Origin of the sequence: Achromobacter sp. K91, assembly GCF_003576205.1 — a bacterium.
GTDB lineage: Bacteria > Pseudomonadota > Gammaproteobacteria > Burkholderiales > Burkholderiaceae_B > Achromobacter > Achromobacter aegrifaciens.
In genome coordinates, this window is sequence record NZ_QWFB01000026.1 from 1 (window position 1) to 18472 (window position 18472).

At 66.3% G+C, this 18472-nt stretch carries 16 protein-coding genes; 8 read left to right on the plus strand and 8 right to left on the minus strand.

Annotated elements, in window-relative coordinates:
• Window positions 1-229 precede the first annotated feature (229 nt).
• Window positions 230-1354: a saccharopine dehydrogenase family protein gene (locus tag DXK93_RS07155; protein ID WP_054457155.1), complete on the plus strand. Its 1125-nt coding sequence runs from the start codon at window positions 230-232 to the stop codon at window positions 1352-1354.
• A gap of 46 nt (window positions 1355-1400) precedes the next feature.
• On the opposite strand, the gene glcC is transcribed toward DXK93_RS07155, so the two are convergent.
• Window positions 1401-2165, minus strand: coding sequence for a transcriptional regulator GlcC (gene glcC, locus DXK93_RS07160; RefSeq protein WP_119449715.1), 765 nt, complete (start codon window positions 2163-2165; stop codon window positions 1401-1403).
• Window positions 2166-2402: 237 nt separating this feature from the next.
• Here glcC and DXK93_RS07165 point away from each other — a divergent pair, with 237 nt between their 5' ends.
• The 3 genes from DXK93_RS07165 to DXK93_RS07175 all read left to right on the plus strand — a co-directional run bounded on the left by DXK93_RS07165 (window position 2403) and on the right by DXK93_RS07175 (window position 6420).
• A complete protein-coding gene (locus DXK93_RS07165) occupies window positions 2403-4577 on the plus strand; it encodes a malate synthase G (protein ID WP_119449716.1) in 2175 nt (724 codons plus the stop codon).
• 115 nt (window positions 4578-4692) lie between these two features.
• Window positions 4693-5310 carry a TetR/AcrR family transcriptional regulator gene (locus tag DXK93_RS07170; protein ID WP_054457157.1) on the plus strand — a complete coding sequence of 206 codons (618 nt, stop codon included), beginning with the start codon at window positions 4693-4695 and terminating at the stop codon, window positions 5308-5310.
• Window positions 5311-5559: 249 nt separating this feature from the next.
• A complete protein-coding gene (locus tag DXK93_RS07175) occupies window positions 5560-6420 on the plus strand; it encodes a hypothetical protein (RefSeq protein ID WP_054457305.1) in 861 nt (286 codons plus the stop codon).
• A gap of 77 nt (window positions 6421-6497) precedes the next feature.
• Here DXK93_RS07175 and DXK93_RS07180 read toward each other — a convergent pair whose 3' ends face one another.
• The 5 genes from DXK93_RS07180 to DXK93_RS07200 form a co-directional block, all read right to left on the minus strand.
• The gene (locus tag DXK93_RS07180) at window positions 6498-7094 is read right to left on the minus strand and encodes a TetR/AcrR family transcriptional regulator (protein WP_119449717.1); all 597 of its coding nucleotides are present in this window, start codon (window positions 7092-7094) and stop codon (window positions 6498-6500) included.
• 130 nt (window positions 7095-7224) lie between these two features.
• Window positions 7225-7530 carry a DUF4148 domain-containing protein gene (locus tag DXK93_RS07185; protein ID WP_119449718.1) on the minus strand — a complete coding sequence of 102 codons (306 nt, stop codon included), beginning with the start codon at window positions 7528-7530 and terminating at the stop codon, window positions 7225-7227.
• Window positions 7531-7614: 84 nt separating this feature from the next.
• Entirely contained in the window at window positions 7615-7920 is a 306-nt protein-coding gene (locus DXK93_RS07190; protein WP_042795957.1) for a DUF4148 domain-containing protein, read from the minus strand.
• A gap of 359 nt (window positions 7921-8279) precedes the next feature.
• Window positions 8280-8801 (minus strand): single-stranded DNA-binding protein, encoded by a 522-nt coding sequence (gene ssb / locus DXK93_RS07195; RefSeq protein ID WP_119449719.1) that lies wholly within the window; start codon window positions 8799-8801, stop codon window positions 8280-8282.
• A gap of 280 nt (window positions 8802-9081) precedes the next feature.
• Window positions 9082-10299: an MFS transporter gene (locus tag DXK93_RS07200; RefSeq protein ID WP_119449720.1), complete on the minus strand. Its 1218-nt coding sequence runs from the start codon at window positions 10297-10299 to the stop codon at window positions 9082-9084.
• Between the two features lie 187 nt (window positions 10300-10486).
• Between DXK93_RS07200 and uvrA the strand changes: the two genes are divergently transcribed.
• Window positions 10487-13330: an excinuclease ABC subunit UvrA gene (gene uvrA / locus DXK93_RS07205; protein ID WP_370126359.1), complete on the plus strand. Its 2844-nt coding sequence runs from the start codon at window positions 10487-10489 to the stop codon at window positions 13328-13330.
• Window positions 13331-13375: 45 nt separating this feature from the next.
• Window positions 13376-14038 (plus strand): glutathione S-transferase family protein, encoded by a 663-nt coding sequence (locus DXK93_RS07210; protein WP_054457179.1) that lies wholly within the window; start codon window positions 13376-13378, stop codon window positions 14036-14038.
• 19 nt (window positions 14039-14057) lie between these two features.
• On the opposite strand, the gene DXK93_RS07215 is transcribed toward DXK93_RS07210, so the two are convergent.
• Window positions 14058-14960 carry a LysR family transcriptional regulator gene (locus DXK93_RS07215; protein ID WP_119449722.1) on the minus strand — a complete coding sequence of 301 codons (903 nt, stop codon included), beginning with the start codon at window positions 14958-14960 and terminating at the stop codon, window positions 14058-14060.
• Window positions 14961-15087: 127 nt separating this feature from the next.
• On the opposite strand from DXK93_RS07215, the gene DXK93_RS07220 reads away from it, so the two are divergent.
• On the plus strand, window positions 15088-16089 hold the full coding sequence (locus DXK93_RS07220) for a tripartite tricarboxylate transporter substrate binding protein (protein ID WP_054457183.1): 1002 nt from the start codon (window positions 15088-15090) through the stop codon (window positions 16087-16089).
• A gap of 23 nt (window positions 16090-16112) precedes the next feature.
• Window positions 16113-17306 carry a M20 aminoacylase family protein gene (locus DXK93_RS07225; RefSeq protein ID WP_119449723.1) on the plus strand — a complete coding sequence of 398 codons (1194 nt, stop codon included), beginning with the start codon at window positions 16113-16115 and terminating at the stop codon, window positions 17304-17306.
• Between the two features lie 31 nt (window positions 17307-17337).
• Here the strand turns inward: DXK93_RS07225 and DXK93_RS07230 are convergent, their stop codons facing one another.
• Window positions 17338-18465 carry a deoxyguanosinetriphosphate triphosphohydrolase gene (locus DXK93_RS07230; RefSeq protein ID WP_175181583.1) on the minus strand — a complete coding sequence of 376 codons (1128 nt, stop codon included), beginning with the start codon at window positions 18463-18465 and terminating at the stop codon, window positions 17338-17340.
• Window positions 18466-18472 lie beyond the last annotated feature (7 nt).

Sequence of the window (18472 nt, forward strand, 5' to 3'; positions counted from 1 at the left end):
AGATGTGTATAAGAGACAGGCTTTGGGGCGCTGCCTGGCCTCCCCGGCCAGGCAGCGCCCCAAAGCCCTCCGGCCCCAAACCGGAGGGCTTTGTTTTTGACGTTTCGATATTTAATTAAGTCGAATTGACGTTACATACGGCCGATTCGACTATTTAGTCTCTACACATCGACAGCGACCGCGCATAGGATGAGCTCACCCTCTCCCCCATCCATGCAGGAGCCGCACCATGACCACCGCCTCTCCCCGGCCCGTCGTACTTCTGGGCGCCGGAAAAATCGGTTTCGCCATTGCCCTGATGCTGGAACGCAGCGGCGGCTATTCGGTACTGGTAGCCGACCAGGATCCCGAACGGCTGCGCATCGTGGCCGAACTGGGTTGTGAAACCCGTCAGATTTCCGGCGACGACTCCGTGGCGCAATGCATCGAGGGGCGTTACGCGGTCATCAACGCGCTGCCTTTTCACCGCGCCGCCGCGGTGGCCGGCCTGTGCGCCAAGGCGGGGGTGCACTACTTCGACCTGACCGAAGACGTGGCCAGCACGCACGCCATCCAGGCGCTGGCGGAAGACGCCCGCAGCGTGCTGATGCCGCAATGCGGCCTGGCCCCGGGTTTCATCGGCGTGGTCGGCAACGCGCTGGCGCGCCGCTTCGATACCCTGCTGGATCTGCGCATGCGCGTGGGCGCCCTGCCGCGCTATCCCTCCAACAGCCTGCGCTACAACCTGACCTGGAGCACCGAGGGACTGATCAACGAGTACTGCAATCCCTGCGAGGCCATCGTCGACGGCCAACTGACCAGCGTGCCCGCGCTGGAAGGCTACGAGACCTTCGCGCTGGACGGCGTGGAGTACGAAGCCTTCAACACGTCCGGCGGACTGGGCACCCTGCCCGCCACCTTGCGTGGCCGCGCCCGCAACGTGGACTACAAATCGGTGCGCTACCCGGGCCACTGCAGCATCATGAAATTGCTGCTCAACGACTTGCGCTTGCGGGACCGCCGCGACCTGCTCAAGGAAATTTTCGAAGCCGCCATTCCCACGACCGAACAGGACGTAATCGTGATCCAGGCTTCGGCATCGGGCCGCCGCCATGGCCGGCTGGAAGAGGAGTCCTACCCCATCCGCATCTTCGGCGCGGACGTCGACGGCCATCGCCTGAGCGCGATCCAGCTGTCCACCGCCGCCGGCATCTGCGCCGCGCTGGATCTGGTGGCGCAGGGCGCATTGCCGCAACGCGGGTTCGTCGGGCAGGAAGCCATCGATCTGGATGCGTTCATCAACAACCGCTTTGGCCGCGTGTACGCGGGCAAGCCGCTGGCGCTGGCGGGCAGCGGCGCCATGGCCGACCGCTGAACCACGACGCGCCCTCATGCGTCCTGCCCCGCGAGAGCGCAGGACGCTAGCTCCAGCCTTCCAGCCGCAGCGTCGCGCGCACCAGGCGCTGCTCTTCCTGCTCGATATCGGCCAGGCTCTGGCGCACGCTGTCCACGTGGTCCGCGGCCGCCTTGCGCGCCTGCTCCGGCTGGCGCGCCGTCACGGCGTTGAACAGCCGCGTGTGCTGCCGGTCGATCTGGCGTTTCTCGGGTTGGCGGTGGTACAGGTTGTTGACGCAGGCGAAGACCGAGCCCAGCAGCAAGTCCGTCAGCGATTGCAGCGTGTGCACCAGCACCGAATTGTGCGAAGCCTCGCAGATGGCCAGGTGAAAGGCATGGTCCAGATGCGCGTGCGTCGCCGTGTCGGTGGCCGTGCCCTGCGCCGCCACCATTTCGTCATAACGGCGGCGGATCATGATGAAATCCGCCTCGGTGCCGCGTATGGCCGCCAGCCGGGCAGACTCGGCTTCCAGCAGCGAACGCACTTCCAGCAGGTCGTAGAGCGTGCGCGGCTGCGAATTGAACAGGTGCATCAGCGGACCGGCATCCACCTTGGATATGTGCGCCACATACGAACCCTTGCCTTGCGCGGTGTGGATGATCTCGCGCGCGCGCAAGAGCTTGAGCCCTTCGCGTAGGGCCGTGCGCGACACGCCCAGCTTCTCGGTCAGACGCCGTTCGGAAGGCAGCGCCTGGCCGGCCTTCAGCACGCCGTCCAGGATCAGGCGTTCGATCCGTTCGGCGACCTCGTCCGCCACCTGGCGAGGCTTTTCTTCAGTTTCCGCGTACATGCACTCTCCGCACCAGTGGTATGACCAAGCGCATCCCCGATCGGACCTCTTGCATCACACCCCCGTAAGTAGCTGATATAAAACCATAAAAATTACGGCTTTGCCCATACGGCAGTGCACAAACTGGTATGACCAGTGGGTTTTGATATGGACATTGCGGCAGGCGCGAACGATGATGTCGAGACCAGATACGCCCGGCGCGCGGCGTCGGCCAGTCCCTTACCGCTAGAGAACCGCATGACTCAACGCATCCAGCACCACGGCCTGCAAGTGGCGGCCAATCTCAATCAATTCATCGAACAGGAAGCCCTGCCCGGCACCGGCCTGGATGCCGAAGGCTTCTGGCAAGGCTTCGCGGCCCTGGTGGACGACCTGGCTCCGAAGAACCGCGCGTTGCTGGCCGAACGCGACCGCCTGCAGGCCGAGCTCGACGCATGGCACCGCGCCCACCCCGGCCCCATCGCCGATCCGGCCGCCTACCGCAAATTCCTGGAAGGCATCGGCTACCTGCTGCCGCAGCCGGCCAGTGTGCGCGCCACCACCGACAACGTCGACACCGAGATTTCGCAGCAGGCCGGCCCGCAGCTGGTCGTGCCCATGTCCAACTCGCGCTACGCGCTGAACGCCGCCAACGCGCGCTGGGGCAGCCTGTACGACGCGCTCTACGGCACCGACGCCATCCCCGCCACGCCCGGCGACACGGGCCGCGGCTACAACCCGGAACGCGGCGCCGCCGTCATCGCCCGCGCCCGCGCCTTCCTGGACACCGCCGCCCCGCTGGCCCAGGGCTCGCATGCCGACGCCCGCGGCTACACCGTGGAAAGCGGTCAACTGCGCGTGGCGCTGGCCAATGGCTCGACCGGCCTGAAGAATCCCGCGCAATTGGCCGGCTACCAGGGCGAGGCCTCCGCGCCTACGGCCATCCTGCTCAAGAACAACGGCCTGCACTTCGAAATCCAGATCGACCGCAGCCACAGCATCGGCGCCACCGACGCCGCAGGCGTCAAGGACGTGCTGGTGGAAGCCGCGCTCACCACCATCATGGACTGCGAGGATTCCGTCGCCGCCGTGGATGCCGAGGACAAGGTCCATATCTACCGCAACTGGCTCGGCCTGATGAAGGGCGACCTGACCGAAGAGGTCACCAAGGGCGGCAAGACCTTCACCCGCAAGCTCAACGCCGACCGCGACTACACGCGTCCCGACGGTTCGCCGCTGACCCTGCATGGCCGTTCGCTCATGTTCGTGCGCAACGTCGGCCACCTGATGACCAACCCGGCCATCCTGGACCGCGAGGGCCGCGAAATCCCCGAAGGCATCCTGGACGCCGTGGTCACCAGCCTGGCCGCGCTGCAGGACCGCAAGCACAAGCTGAATTCGCGCACCGGTTCCGTCTACATCGTGAAGCCGAAGATGCACGGCCCCGTCGAAGCCGCCTTCGCCAGCGAACTGTTCGACCGCGTCGAAGACCTGCTCAAGCTGCCGCGCAACACCCTGAAAATGGGCATCATGGACGAAGAGCGCCGCACCAGCATCAACCTCAAGGCGTGCATCGAGGCCGCCGCCGCGCGCGTGGCCTTCATCAACACCGGCTTCCTGGACCGCACCGGCGACGAAATGCACTCCAGCATGGAAGCCGGCCCGATGCTGCGCAAGGGCGACATGAAGTCCACCGCCTGGATCACCGCCTACGAGCGCAACAACGTGCTGGTCGGCCTGGATGCCGGCCTGCGCGGCCGCGCCCAGATCGGCAAGGGCATGTGGGCCATGCCGGACCTGATGGCCGCCATGCTGGAACAGAAGATCGCCCATCCCAAGGCCGGTGCCAACACCGCCTGGGTGCCTTCGCCCACCGCAGCCACGCTGCACGCGTTGCACTACCACCAGATCGACGTGCAGGCGGTGCAGCAGGAGCTGGAACGCACCAAGCTCGACAGCGTGCGCGATGACCTGCTGGGCGGCCTGCTGACGGTGCCGGTCGGCGATCCGTCCAAGTGGTCCGCGCAGGACATCCAGCAGGAGCTCGACAACAACGTGCAGGGCATCCTGGGCTACGTGGTGCGCTGGATCGACCAGGGCGTGGGCTGCTCCAAGGTGCCGGACATCCACAACGTCGGCCTGATGGAAGACCGCGCCACGCTGCGCATCTCCAGCCAGCACATCGCCAACTGGCTGCGCCACGGCGTGACCAACCGCGAGCAGGTCATGGAAACCTTCAAGCGCATGGCCAAGGTGGTCGACGGCCAAAACGCGGGCGATACGCTCTACCGCCCGATGGCCGGCAACTTCGACACCTCGCTGGCATTCAAGGCTGCCTGCGCGCTGGTGTTCGAAGGCCTGACCCAGCCCAACGGCTACACCGAGCCGCTGCTGCACAAGTACCGCCTGGAGTTCAAGGCCAACCAGGCCTGATCCCGGCGCGCTTTTGCCGCAACAAGACCGGACAGCCTGGCTGTCCGGTTTTTTTTCGGGGCGCGACCCTGAAAAAAGCCAGATCAATTTCGCACGGTCGTGCTAAATTTGCCGCATGACTGCCAAAACCGAGAAAAGCGAGCTGACCTTCGCGGCCATTGTGGACGCGGCCCTGGACATGGCTGCGGCGCAAGGCATGGAGAGCCTGTCGCTCGGCCAGGTGGCCAAGCGCCTGGGCATCAGCAAGAGCGGCGTGTTCTCGCGCGTGGGCTCGCTGGAAGCCCTGCAGCAGGCGGTGCTGGACGAATACGACCGGCGCTTCCTTGAAGCCGTGTTCACCCCGGCCCTGGCCCATCCCCGCGGCCTGCCGCGGCTCAACGCCCTGGTCTCGCTCTGGATCGAGCGCGCCAGCAATGTCGAAACGCTGACGGGCTGCATCTACGTGGCCGGCGCCTTCGAATATGACGACGTGGAATCGCCGCTGCGCTCGGTGCTGGAGGGCAATCTACGGCGCTGGCGCGGCGCCATGTTGCGCACGGTCAACCAGGCGCTCGAAGCCGGCCACGTCAGGCCGGACACGGATCCCGAGCAGCTCGTATTCGAGGTCTACAGCCTGATGATCGGGCTGATGCACGATGCCCGCTTCCTGCGGGATCCCAAGGCTCCCCAGCGCGTGCGGGCGGCCTATGAACGATTGATTTCCACCTACCGCAGTTTCAAGTACCTCGAGTAGCCGTATTTCCAGCGCCGGCCCGTGCCGGCAATTCTTTACTTTAATTTCGCACGGCCGTGCGAAATTTTCCAGGAGCCTGACATGTGGATCGTTATCGCAGTGATCGCCGTTTCAGCCGGGGGCAGCGTCTGGCTGCAGTGGCGCGAGCTGCTCAAGCAGTTACCAGACCGCGCCGAGCATCTGGTACTTTTCTAGAAAGACATGGCCATCCCGTTCTATATTTCGAGTTCGCCTGTCCCGAACGTCGTCATGCCGCGCTCCAATCATCTACTGATCATCGATCCGCAGAATGACTTCTGCGACCTGCCCGAGTCGTACCTGCCCACGGATCCCGTGACGGGCGCCGCGCACGCGCCCGCCCTGCCTGTGGCCGGCGCCCACGCCGACATGCAGCGGCTCGCGCACTTCATCGACACGACCGCGCCCGCGCTTACCTCGATCACGGTGACGCTGGATTCGCACCACCGCCTGGACATCGCCCATCCGACCTTCTGGTCCACCGGCGACGGCCAGCCCGTGGCGCCGTACACGCAGATCACGGCGGCACAGCTGCGCGCGGGCGATTTCCGGCCCCGCCACGACGACGACCTGCCGCGTACCCTGTCGTACCTGGACGAACTCGAGGCGCGCGGCCGCTACACGCTGATGGTGTGGCCGCTGCATTGCGAAATCGGCACCTGGGGCCATAACGTGCATGCGGACGTGCGCGCGGCCTACAGCCGTTGGGAAGACGAGCGCCAGTTCATCGTGCGCAAGGTGCCCAAGGGCATGAACCCCTGGACCGAACACTACAGCGCGCTGATGGCCGAAGTCCCTGATGCCGACGATCCGCGCAGCCAGCTCAACCGCAGCCTGCTCGATTCGCTGGACCGCGCCGAACTCATCCTGATCGCCGGCCAGGCCGGCAGCCATTGCGTCAAGGCCACTGTCGAACACCTGGCCGAGCACCTGCCCGGCCGCGACCTGTCGCGCCTGGTGTTGCTGACGGACTGCATGAGCCCCGTTGCGGGCTTCGAAGACGCACAGGCAACCTTCCAGCAACGCATGCGCGACCTGGGTATCCAGGCGCGCACCAGCGTCGACATGGCGCGGGCGCTGCTCGCGGCCTGATCCCGCCGCGCAAAACACAACGGCCGCCTGCTTGCGCATGGCGGCCGTGGTTGATGGGCTGCGTGGAGCGGGAACGCTCAGGCGCCGCCGCCGTGCTTGCCGTCGCACTCCACGTACAGCGCGCCGATGGCCTCGCACAATGCCGCGGGCTGTTGGAACAGGCGCGCCACCAGTATGCAACCTTGCACCGTGGCGAACACCGCGCGGCCAGCCGCCTCCGGCGTGCCAGAGAACTTCATCGTGCCCTGCGCCGCCCCTTCGGCCAGCACGCGTGCCAACCAGGCTTCGTGCGCGCGGAAGAATCCTTGCAATGCGCCACGCACGCGTTCGGGCAGCGAATTGACCTCGGCCGCCAGCATGCCGGCCAGACAGAGCTCGCCCGACCCGCAGGCGCGCGATTCCATCATCGACAGATATTGGTCGAGCTGCGCTTGCGCCGGCAGCGACGTGTCGATCCCGCGCATCGCGGCCAGCGCGCGCGCGCTGTAGGCTTCGACCGCCTCGTAGAGCAAGTCGTCCTTGCCCGGAAAGTAATAGTGGATGCTGGACGTCTTTACGCCCACGTGCTCAGCCAGGTCGCGGTAGCTGAAGCCGTTGCATCCGCGCGTGCGGATCAGCTTCTCGGCGTGCGCCAGAAGCTGTTCGCGAGTGGTGTTGGAAGTAGGAGTGTCCATGGCTGAATATTACCTACTAATAGGTTGATTCGTCATCGGTTCCGGCAGCGTTGCCACTGCTCCAAAACCCTTGCGGACCCCGGCCGGGAATCATCCCGCCCCCCGGGATCCGCATGTACCGGCATGAAACTCAGCCTTGCACGGGCGGGTAGTCCAGCTCACCGCTGTCGGTCAGGCCATGCGCGCGGGCGGCGGCCAATTCCTGCTGCACTTGCTTGCGGCTCTTGTCGCCGACCGAGGCAAACATCGTGGCGGCGTAGCCTTCTTCGCCCGACACCAGCTCGCCATTGGCGCGCGCTTCGGCCAGTTCCTGCTGCACCTGGGCGCGGGTCACCGTGCTTTCCGTGTTCAGGGGAGGCGGATAGTCCAGTTCGCCGGCTTGGGCGGCGCCGATGAAGGAAGCGGACAGGATCAGGGCGGATACGAGGGTCTTCATGGTTGATCTCCAGTAAGGATCAGGTGCTGCATCAGGGTTTCGATGGAGCTATCTACTTATAGATAGATATCGAGGGAAAAAAACTCAGCCTTGCACGGGCGGGTAAGCCAGTTCGGCGCTGTCGGTCAGGCCTTGGGCGCGGGCGGCGGCCAGTTCCTTCTGGACCTGGGCGCGGCTCTTGTCGCCAGAGGCGGCAAAGATCGTGGCGGCGTAGCCTTCTTCGCCAGACACCAGTTCGCCATTGGCGCGGGCCTGGGCCAGCTCTTGCTGCACTTGGGCGCGGGTCACCGTGCTTTCGGTGTTCAGGGCAGGCGGATAGTCCAGCTCGCCGGCTTGGGCGGCGCCAATGAAGGAAGCGGACAGGATCAGGGCGGATACGAGGGTCTTCATGGTTGATCTCCAGATAACGATTGCGTAGCGGTTCGAAAAACTATCTACTTATAGGTAGACAAGAAGGGAAATAAAAAAAGCGGTCCTACTGTATTTCTGGTTTCGACGTCGGCGGGTGTTTGGTTTGCTGCGTCGATGGATGAATCTTATCTACTACTAGGTAGATAGCGCAAGGGGGTTTTGTGAAACAAAATAATTCCAGCAACACCAGGACTTCGCCTCACCTATGCCGGAATGGCGCCCCATCCGCGAGTCGGCCTCTCGAACGCGTCGGCCCACACTACCGCCAGGGGCAACAAAAAACCCGGTAAATCAGGAATTTACCGGGTTCTTGTTGAAGTCTGATGCCGGGCTGTGGCTTAGAACGGAATATCGTCGTCCATATCCGCCAGATTAGCGCCGCTGCTGGCCGGAGCCGCGGCGGGAGCCGGGCGCTGTTGCGGGGCCGGGCGTTGGGCCGGGGCGCGCTGCTGCTGCGGGCGCGAAGGCGCGTCGTCGTAGCCGCCACCGCCGCCGAAGCTTGCGCCACCGCCGCCGCCGTCTTCGCGGCCGCCCAGCATCTGCATCTGGTCGGCAACGATTTCGGTGCTGTAGCGGTCAGCGCCGGTGTCCTTGTCTTGCCACTTGCGCGTCTTCAGGCGGCCTTCGATGTAGACCGAGCGGCCCTTCTTCAGGTACTCGCCGGCGATTTCAGCCAGGCGGTTGTACATGACGACGCGGTGCCATTCCGTTTCTTCGCGGCGTTCGCCCGAAGCCTTGTCTTTCCAGGTGGAGGTGGTGGCAATGGACATATTGCAGATTGCCGCCCCTTCGGGGCTGTAGCGGACTTCCGGGTCGCGTCCCAGATTGCCCACGAGTATGACTTTGTTAACCGATGCCATGCCGTTGTCCCTCTGTTGTTGACAGCCTGCGTGTGCGTTGCCGCGGACGCGCCGGCAACAACATAAAAGCGATGATGTTGAAGACCGGCTTCATGAAACACGCCGGTCACCGCAACGATGACCGGCGACGCCGGGTTGAACCCTGAGTGAAGCCCTGATTTGATGCGTATTATCGACGAAAAGCGCCCGCCGCGCCAAACCAGGATGTGACAAAGCCGTCCACCCCAGCCATGGAATTTTCGCGTCTGTTGGGCGCTTTTCGGGGTGGGATCCCGACTTTTCAGCCGGCCCGCGCCGATGCCTGGCGGTCCGGTTCGGGCAGCGGCCGCAGCGCCCAGGTCACCGCCAGCCAGATCGCCGACAGGGCGGCGGCGGCGATGAAAACGGCGCTGGAACCGGAATGCGAGGCCAGCCAGCCGCCCAGCGCGCCGCCCGCGAACAGGCCGGCGGCCTGGGCGGTGTTGTAGAAGCCCAGCGCCAAGCCCTTGTAGGCCTGCGGCGCGACCCGCGACACCAGCGACGGCTGCAGGGCTTCCAGCACATTGAAGGCCACGAAGAAGCCCGTCAGGGCGGCTGCCAGGGTGTAGAAGCCATGGCTGGCCGCGGGCAGCAAGGCGCACACCAGCGCCAGCCCGGCCACGGCGGCGCGCAGGGCGCCGCGATGGGCGCGGCGCTTTTCGGCGACGAACACCACCGGCACCATCAGCACGAAGGAAACCAGGATGACCGGCAGATAGACCTTCCAGAGCTCGCGCGCGTCCAGGCCGCCCACCTTCGCCAGCAGGGCCGGCACCACGACAAACAGCGCCACCTGGATCAGGTGCAGGACAAAAACGCCGAAATTCAGGCGCAGCAGGTCGCTGTGGGTCAGGACTTCGCGCGGCCGGGCGGCCTGCATGGTGCGGGCCTGGGTCAGCGGCACCACGGGCACCACCCAGCCGGCCACGGCCAGGCAGATCACGCCCAGACAGGCGATGGTCCAGAACAGGCCGGACAGGCCCCACCAGCCCACCAGCACGGGCGACAGCACCAGCGACACGGCGAAGGACAGGCCGATCGACCCGCCTACCATGGCCATGGCCCGGGTGCGGACCTCGTCGCGGGTGGAATCCGCCAGCCAGGCAGTGACGGCCGCGGAAATCGCCCCGGCGCCCTGGATGGCGCGGCCGATGGTGATCCAGTACACGTCGGACGCCTGTGCACAGACGATGCTGCCCGCCACGAACAGCAGCAGGCCGAACAGCACCACGGGGCGCCGGCCCCAGCGGTCGGACGCCAGGCCGAAGGGAATCTGCATGAAGGCCTGGGTCAGGCCGTACATGCCCAGCGCCAGGCCGACGCGGGCCGGATCGTCCCCGCCCGGCATGCCGGCGGCGGCCACGGCGAAGACGGGCAGCAACAGGAACAGCCCCAGCATCCGCGCGGCGAACAGTCCGGCCAGCGCCACGCTGGCGCGGCGTTCGGACGGGGTCAATTTCAGTTTTTTATCTGCCTGCATGCGAAAAATTCAACGATGACTAGGACTCGCCCGCGCGCGTGGATGTCACACGCTCACGGTCTGATCTGGCGGTGCGGCGCCGCCCCCCGGGTCTATCCAGGCTGGAGTACTGCCCCGAACGCAGGGGGATTCGGCGCGCTATAGTACCAAGTTGGCCTTTGAAACCGCTTAAAAGAGCCCGATGGACGTGACAATACGCATTCGGGGTGCGCGCACCCACAATCTCAAGAACGTCTCGCTCGACCTGCCACGCCACAAGCTGGTGGTCGTCACCGGCTTGTCCGGCTCGGGCAAATCGTCGCTGGCCTTCGACACGCTGTACGCGGAAGGCCAACGCCGCTACGTGGAAAGCCTGTCCGCCTACGCCCGCCAGTTCCTGCAGCTGATGGACAAGCCGGACGTGGACCTGATCGAGGGCCTGTCCCCGGCCATCTCCATCGAACAGAAGGCCGCGGGCCACAACCCCCGCTCCACCGTCGGCACCATCACCGAGATCCACGACTACCTGCGCCTCCTGTACGCGCGGGTCGGTACGCCCTATTGCCCTGACCACGGCCTGCCATTACAGGCGCAAAGCGTCAGCCAGATGGTGGACGCGGTGCTGTCCTGGACGCCCGAAACCCGGCTGGCGGTACTGGCGCCCATAGCCCGCGGCAAGAAAGGCAGTTTCGAGGACGAATGCGCCAGCCTGCAGGCGCAGGGCTACGTGCGTCTGCGCGTGGACGGCCAGCTGACCGAAATCGACGGCATGGCGCCGCTGAAGAAGACCGAGAAGCACGACATCGACGTCGTCATCGACCGGCTGCGCATCAAGCCTGAAAGCAAGCAGCGCCTGGCGGAAAGCTTCGAGACCGCGTTGCAGCTGGCCGAGGGCCGCGCCCTGGCGCTGGACATGGACAGCGGCCGCGAACAGGTCTTCTCCAGCCGCTACGCCTGCCCGGTGTGCAGCCACAGCCTGCCCGAGCTGGAGCCGCGCTTGTTCAGCTTCAACAATCCCATGGGCGCCTGCCCCAGTTGCGATGGCATCGGCCAGGTCGGCTTCTTCGACCCCAAGCGCGTGGTCGCCTTCCCGGAGCTGAGCCTGGCGGCCGGCGCCATCCGCGGCTGGGACCGCCGCAACGCCTTCACGCATTCGCTCTTGACCAGCCTGGCGGCGCACTATGAATTCGACATCGAAGCGCCCTTCGAGGAACTGCCCGAGGCGTTGCGCGACAAGGTGCTGTACGGCTCCGGCGACGAAGAGATCTCGTTCCTCTACCTGAACGAAAAAGGCCGCAGCACGGTCAAGCGCCATACATTCGAAGGCGTGATCCCGAACCTGGAGCGCCGCTGGCGCGAAACCGATTCGGCCACCGTGCGCGAAGAGCTCGGCAAGTACCGCAACATCAAGACCTGCCCGGACTGCGGCGGCTCGCGCCTGCGGCCCGAGGCCCGCAACGTGCTGATCGGCCAGGATCCGCGCGGCGGCGAACGCCACGGCCAGGCCATCTACGAGGTCGAGGCCATGCCGCTGTCGACCTGCCTTACCTGGTTCCGCGACCTGAGCCTGACGGGCGCCAAGCAGGAGATCGCGCAACGCATCGTGCGCGAGATCGAGGCGCGCCTGAGCTTCCTGAACAACGTCGGCCTGAACTATCTGTCGCTGGACCGCAGCGCCGATACCATCTCGGGCGGCGAGGCGCAGCGCATCCGCCTGGCCAGCCAGATCGGCTCGGGCCTGACCGGCGTGATGTACGTGCTGGACGAGCCCTCCATCGGCCTGCACCAGCGCGACAACGACCGCCTCATCGGCACCCTGCAGCACCTGCGCGACCTAGGCAATAGCGTCATCGTCGTGGAGCACGACGAAGACATGATCCGCATGGCCGACTGGGTCGTGGACATGGGACCGGGCGCGGGCGAGCACGGCGGCCAGGTGGTGGCGCAGGGCGACCCGGAAACCGTGCAGCGCGACCCCCAGTCGCTGACCGGCCAGTACCTGAGCGGCGCGCGCGCCATCGCCATCCCGAAGCGACGCCCCGTCAACGACGAACTGTCCTGGCTCACCCTGACGGGCGCCAGCGGCAACAACCTGAAGAACGTGGACCTGCGCATCCCCGCGGGCCGGCTGGTGTGCGTGACCGGCGTGTCCGGTTCGGGCAAGTCCACGCTGGTCAACGACACGCTGGCGGTCGCCGTGTCGCGCCAGCTGCATCATGCGCAGAGCGAACCCGCTCCTTACGTGTCGATGCAGGGACTGGAGAACTTCGACAAGATCATCAGCGTGGACCAGAGCCCCATCGGCCGCACGCCGCGCAGCAACCCCGCGACCTACACGGGCCTGTTCACGCCCATCCGCGAACTCTTCGCGGGCGTGCCGGAAGCGCGCACCCGCGGCTACGACCCGGGGCGCTTCAGCTTCAACGTCAAGGGCGGGCGCTGCGAGGCCTGCCAGGGCGACGGCGTGGTCAAGGTCGAAATGCATTTCCTGCCCGACATGTACGTGCCTTGCGACGTCTGCCACGGCAAGCGCTACAACCGCGAAACGCTGGAAATCCGCTATCGCGGCCGCAACATCAGCGAAGTGCTGGACCTGACGGTCGAGCAGGCGCTGGAATACTTCGAGTCCGTGCCGGCCATCGCCCGCAAGCTGCACACGCTGATCGACGTGGGCCTGTCGTATATCCGGCTGGGCCAGAGCGCGACCACCCTGTCGGGCGGTGAAGCGCAGCGCGTGAAGCTGTCGCAGGAACTGTCGCGGCGCAGCACCGGCCGCACGCTCTACATCCTGGACGAGCCCACCACGGGCCTGCATTTCCGCGACATCGAGCTGCTGCTGCAGGTGCTGAACCAGCTGGTCGACAGCGGCAACACGGTGCTGATCATCGAACACAACCTGGACGTCATCAAGACCGCGGACTGGGTGGTCGACATGGGTCCCGAAGGCGGCGACGGCGGCGGGCGCGTGGTGGCGCAGGGCACGCCCGAAGACGTGGCCGGCACGTCCGCCAGCCACACCGGACAATACCTGGGCAAACTGCTGCGCCGCTGAACCGGCGCCTGAACCATCACATCAACGGCTAGGAAGGATCGCGGCATGTACACCTTGATCATCGGCAACAAGAACTACTCGTCCTGGTCCCTGCGGCCGTGGATCGCCTTGCGCGCCGCAGGCATACCCTTTACCGAGCAGAAGCTCGGCTTCTTCACCGAGGAATTCTCGCGCCGCGTGGGCGCGGTGTCGCCCGCGGGGCTGGTTCCGGTGCTGCTGGATGGCGAGTTCGCGATCTGGGACACGCTGGCGATCTGCGAGTACCTGGCCGAACGCCATCCCGAAGCCCGCCTGTGGCCCCAGGACGCGCGCGCCCGGGCCCGCGCGCGGTCGCTCACCGCGCAGATGCACAGCGGCTTTGGCGCGATGCGCCAGGCGCTGCCCATGAACGTCGAAGCGCACCTGCCCGGCATCGACTTTCCTGCGGCCGCGCAACAGGACATCGAGCGCCTGCAAGCGATCTGGCGCGACACGCGCGCGGCATTCGGCCAGGGCGGGCCGTTCCTGTTCGGCGAGTTCTCGATCGCCGACGCCTTCTTCGCGCCGGTGGTCTCGCGCTTCACGACCTATGGCATCGCGGCGTCCGGCCCGGTGCGCGACTACATGGACGCCGTGCTGGCGCTGCCCGCCATGCAGGAATGGACCCGCGACGCGCTCGCGGAAGCCACCTTCGTGCCCGAGGACGAGCCCTACCGCAAGCAGCGCTGAAGCACGTCAATCGGCGCGTTCAATCGCGCAGGCGCTGGGCCACGAATTCACGCACCAGCGCCATCGCCGGCGCCTCGGTGCGGCCCGTCAGCGTCACCATTGCAAACAGCGCGTGGCTGCGCAGCGGCGGGTCGGTAGGCAGTTCCGTCAGTTCGCCCGCGGCGATGCCGACCCGCGCCGCGCCCACGATGCCCAGGAATACCGCGTCCGACACGCGCACCGCTTCCAGCACGCTGCCGATTTCATCGCAGCGCAGGCGCATCGCGGTCTGCGGATCCGCCTCGACGCCGAAATGGTCGACCACGATGCGCACGGTATCCGCTGCGAGAAACGTGGACGCCAGCGGATAGGCCGCAACCTCCGCGAAGCGCGCCGGCCGCCCGGCCTGGGCCAGCGGATGGCCGCGGCGGCAGATGAATCCGGCGCGCATTTCCGAGATGGGTTCGATGCGCAGGTCGGCCGCCGGCACGATGCCGCGCGTATCGACCACCAGCGCATCCAGGCGCCGCTGGCGCAACAGCGCCAGATGGGCCTCGGGCGAGCCGCGCATCACGTCCAGCCGCAACTGCGGATAGTGCTGCGCCACGTGCGCCAGCAGCGGCGTCATGAGCATGACGCCCGGCCCTGAACCCAATCCGATGCTGATGCTGCCCCGGTAGCCCTGGGTCAGCAGTTCCGCGCTGCGGCGCAGCTCGCCCGATTCGAACAGGATGCGCCGCGCGCGGCCGGCGACGGTCAGGCCCAGCGGGGTCAGCTCCGTGCGCTTGCCCATGCGGTCCAGCAGGCGCGCGCCCAGGTCTTCTTCCAGCAGGCGGATGCTGCGGCTGAGCGCCGACTGGGTCAGGTACAGGCGTTCGGCCGCACGGCTGAAGGAACCCGCCTCGGCCACGGCCAGCAGATGTTCGAGCTGCTTGAGATTCATGCCCGGGTTCCGATTAAGTATGAGTTTTTTTTCTAGCTTCCAGAATAACAATTCGTTAGACAACTAGCGAGGCCTGTCCCTAGCATGCGGATCACGACTAGATCATTCCAAGGGGAATTTCGTGAGCATGCTTTCCAATGGCCTGCGCCTGGCCGGCTGTGCACTGGCGCTGGGCGCGGCGCTGCTGGCCCAGGGCGCCCGGGCCGCAGACTATCCCGACCGGCCCGTCATGATGATGGTGCCCTACCCGGCCGGCGGCGCGTCCGATTCCATCGCCCGCGTGGTGGCCCCGCCCGTCTCCAAGCAGCTGGGCCAGCCCGTGCTGGTGGAGAACCTGGGCGGCGTGAGCGGCGCGCTGGGCGCGCAGAAGGTGCTGGGCGCCAAGGCTGACGGCTATTACCTGTTCCAGGGCTCGCCCAACGAGCTGATCCTGTCCCCCATTGCCAATCCCGCGGTCAAGCTCAAGAGCGAGGATTTCCGCCTGGTGCAGATGATCGGCATGGCCCCATTGGTGATCGTGGCGCGCGCCGACCTGCCCGCCAACAATGCCGACGAGCTGGTCACGCTGGCGCGCTCGCGCTCGGCCACCCAGCCGCTGACGTTCGGCAGCGTGGGCGTGGGTTCGCTGTACCACGTGCTGGGCGAGCACATGGCGCGCACCATCGGCGCCAACATGATGCATGTGCCCTACAAGGGCGGCGCGCCGTTGATGCAGGACATCGGCGGCGGCCAGGTGGACCTGGCCATCCTGCCGCTGTCGCAGCAGCAGGTGGCGCTGGCCGAGCAGGGCCGCATCAAGCTGCTGGCCAGCCTGGACCCGCAGCGCAGCCAGTTGCCCGCGCTCAAGACCGTGCCGTCGGTCAACGAAGGCCAACTGCTCAAGGGCTTCAACTTCACCACCTGGACTGGCTACTTCGTCAAGCGCGACACGCCGCAAGACGTGGTGGCGCGCCTGAACGCAGCGCTCAACGCCGCCATGCAGGATGCGGCGGTGAAGGACAGCCTGGCGCACCAGAACATCGAAGTCTCCGCCCCCATGAGCGCGGAACAGGCCGACGCCATGTACCGCGCCGAGACCGAGCGCTTCCGCGAAATCTCCAGCCACGTGAAACTGGCAGGCAACCAGTGACCCGATTCCAGGACCTCTCCGACATGCATCCCATCCTGCAGGCGATGACCTCCCAGGCCGACGAATTCGTCTCGATCCGCCGCGACATCCACCGCCACCCCGAACTCGGCTTCCAGGAGTTCCGCACCAGCGACCTGGTGGCGCAGTGCCTGACGCAATGGGGCTATGAAGTGGAACGCGGCCTGGGCGGCACCGGCGTGGTGGGGCAGTTGCGCCGCGGCAGCGGCGGCAAGCGCCTGGGCCTGCGCGCCGACATGGACGCCCTGCCCATCCAGGAAGCGACGGGCCTGGAACATGCCAGCTGCAACGAAGGCGTCATGCACGCCTGCGGCCACGACGGCCACACCGCCATGCTGCTGGCGGCCGCGCACCACCTGGCCAGGCATGGCGACTTCGACGGCACGCTCAACCTGATCTTCCAGCCCGCCGAGGAAGGCCTGGGCGGCGCCAAGCGCATGATGGAAGACGGACTGTTCAGCAAGTATCCCTGCGACGCCATCTTCGCCATGCACAACATGCCGGGCCATCCGCAAGGCCGCCTGCTGCTGCGCGACGGCGCCGCGATGGCTTCGTCCGACAATGTCACCATCGTGCTGGAAGGCGTGGGCGGACACGGCGCGATGCCGCATTGCGCCGCCGATCCGGTGGTGGCTGGCGCGGCCATCGTGCTGGGCCTGCAAAGCATCGTCGCCCGCAATATCGATCCCCTGCACATGGCGGTGATCACGGTCGGCGCATTCAACGCGGGCAAAGCCAACAACGTCATCCCCCAGACCGCCACGCTGAAACTCAGCGTGCGCGCGCTGGACCGCGGCGTGCGCGACACGCTGCAAGCCCGCATCACGGAACTGGTCCACAGCCAGGCGGCCAGCTATCAGGTGCGCGCCACCATCGACTACGGCCGCGGTTATCCCGTGCTGGTCAACACCCGCGAAGAAACCGATTTCGCGCGCCAGGTGGCGGTGGAACTGGTAGGCGCCGACCAGGTGGAACTCCAGACCCGCGCGCTGACCGGCAGCGAGGACTTCGCCTTCATGCTGGAGGAAGTGCCAGGGTCCTACCTGCTGGTGGGCAATGGCGATGGCTCGGCGGAAGGCTTCAACAGCGGGCATGGGGCCTGCATGGTGCACAACCCGGGCTATGACTTCAACGACCACAGCCTGCCCGTGGGCGCGGCCTACTGGGTGCTGCTGACGCAGCGCTATCTGGCGGGCTGAGGCCGCGGCGCAAGCCTGAGGCCCGCGGGCCTCAGGCCATCTCGAACAGGCGCTTGTGCTCGCGGATGGCGTAGCGGTCCGTCATGCCCGCGATGTAGTCGGCGATGGCGCGGGCCTGCTCGTTGAAAGCCGGCCGGCGATAGTCGGGCGGCAACAGCCGCGGATCGTCCAGGAAAGCCGCGAACAGCTCGCGCACGATGCGCCGCGCCTTGGTCGTCATGCGCAACACGCGGTAGTGGCGGTACAGGTTGTCGAACAGGAATTTCTTCAGCGCGTCGGCCTCGCTCCGGATCTCGGGCGAAAAGGTCGCCAGCGGCGGCGCGCGGCGCACGTCGTCGGCAGTGGCGGGCGCGAACTCGCGGATGCGCGCCAACGAGGTCCGCGTCAGGTCGACGATCAGCGTATTGATCATGCGGCGTATGGTCTCGGCCACCGCGCGACGCGCAGCCAGCCCCGGATAGCTTTCCAGCACGTGGGCGTGGTGGCGCTCGAAGATCGACACTTCCTTCAGCTGTTCCAGCGTGATCAGGCCCGAGCGCAGGCCGTCGTCGATGTCGTGGTTGTTGTAGGCGACCTCGTCCGCCAGGTTGGCCAACTGCGCCTCCAGCGAGGGTTGGGTGCGGTCCAGGAAGCGCTGGCCCACGTCGCCCAGCTGCCGCGCATGCGCGGCCGAACAATGCTTGAGGATGCCTTCGCGCGTTTCGAAGCACAGGTTCAGGCCGTTGAAGTCCGCGTAGCGTTCTTCCAGTTCGTCCACCACCCGCAGGCTTTGCAGATTGTGCTCGAAGCCGCCCGCCTCCGGCGCCAATTCGCGCATGCAGGCGTTGAGTTCGTCCTGGCCCGCATGACCGAACGGCGTGTGGCCCAGGTCGTGCGCCAGCGAGATGGCTTCGGTCAGGTCTTCGGACAGGCCCAGGCTGCGCGCCAGCGTGCGCGCAATCTGGGCCACTTCCAGGCTGTGGGTCAGGCGGGTGCGGAACAGGTCGCCCTCGTGGTTCACGAAGACCTGGGTCTTGTATTCCAGGCGCCGGAAGGCGCTGGAATGGACGATGCGATCGCGGTCGCGCTGGAACTCCGTCCGGTTTTCCGGCGGCGGCTCGGCATAGGTCCGCCCGCGCGATTGAGACGGATGGGATGCATAGGAAGCCAGTTCTTTCATCTGCAAC

Bases quoted from the DNA above. Each gene is read 5' to 3' on its own strand.
- DXK93_RS07155 (WP_054457155.1), top strand. From the start codon at position 230: ATGACCACCGCCTCTCCCCGGCCCGTCGTACTTCTGGGCGCCGGAAAA.
- glcC (WP_119449715.1), bottom strand. From the start codon at position 2,165: ATGTACGCGGAAACTGAAGAAAAGCCTCGCCAGGTGGCGGACGAGGTC.
- DXK93_RS07165 (WP_119449716.1), top strand. From the start codon at position 2,403: ATGACTCAACGCATCCAGCACCACGGCCTGCAAGTGGCGGCCAATCTC.
- DXK93_RS07170 (WP_054457157.1), top strand. From the start codon at position 4,693: ATGACTGCCAAAACCGAGAAAAGCGAGCTGACCTTCGCGGCCATTGTG.
- DXK93_RS07175 (WP_054457305.1), top strand. From the start codon at position 5,560: ATGCCGCGCTCCAATCATCTACTGATCATCGATCCGCAGAATGACTTC.
- DXK93_RS07180 (WP_119449717.1), bottom strand. From the start codon at position 7,094: ATGGACACTCCTACTTCCAACACCACTCGCGAACAGCTTCTGGCGCAC.
- DXK93_RS07185 (WP_119449718.1), bottom strand. From the start codon at position 7,530: ATGAAGACCCTCGTATCCGCCCTGATCCTGTCCGCTTCCTTCATCGGC.
- DXK93_RS07190 (WP_042795957.1), bottom strand. From the start codon at position 7,920: ATGAAGACCCTCGTATCCGCCCTGATCCTGTCCGCTTCCTTCATTGGC.
- ssb (WP_119449719.1), bottom strand. From the start codon at position 8,801: ATGGCATCGGTTAACAAAGTCATACTCGTGGGCAATCTGGGACGCGAC.
- DXK93_RS07200 (WP_119449720.1), bottom strand. From the start codon at position 10,299: ATGCAGGCAGATAAAAAACTGAAATTGACCCCGTCCGAACGCCGCGCC.
- DXK93_RS07210 (WP_054457179.1), top strand. From the start codon at position 13,376: ATGTACACCTTGATCATCGGCAACAAGAACTACTCGTCCTGGTCCCTG.
- DXK93_RS07215 (WP_119449722.1), bottom strand. From the start codon at position 14,960: ATGAATCTCAAGCAGCTCGAACATCTGCTGGCCGTGGCCGAGGCGGGT.
- DXK93_RS07220 (WP_054457183.1), top strand. From the start codon at position 15,088: ATGCTTTCCAATGGCCTGCGCCTGGCCGGCTGTGCACTGGCGCTGGGC.
- DXK93_RS07225 (WP_119449723.1), top strand. From the start codon at position 16,113: ATGCATCCCATCCTGCAGGCGATGACCTCCCAGGCCGACGAATTCGTC.
- DXK93_RS07230 (WP_175181583.1), bottom strand. From the start codon at position 18,465: ATGAAAGAACTGGCTTCCTATGCATCCCATCCGTCTCAATCGCGCGGG.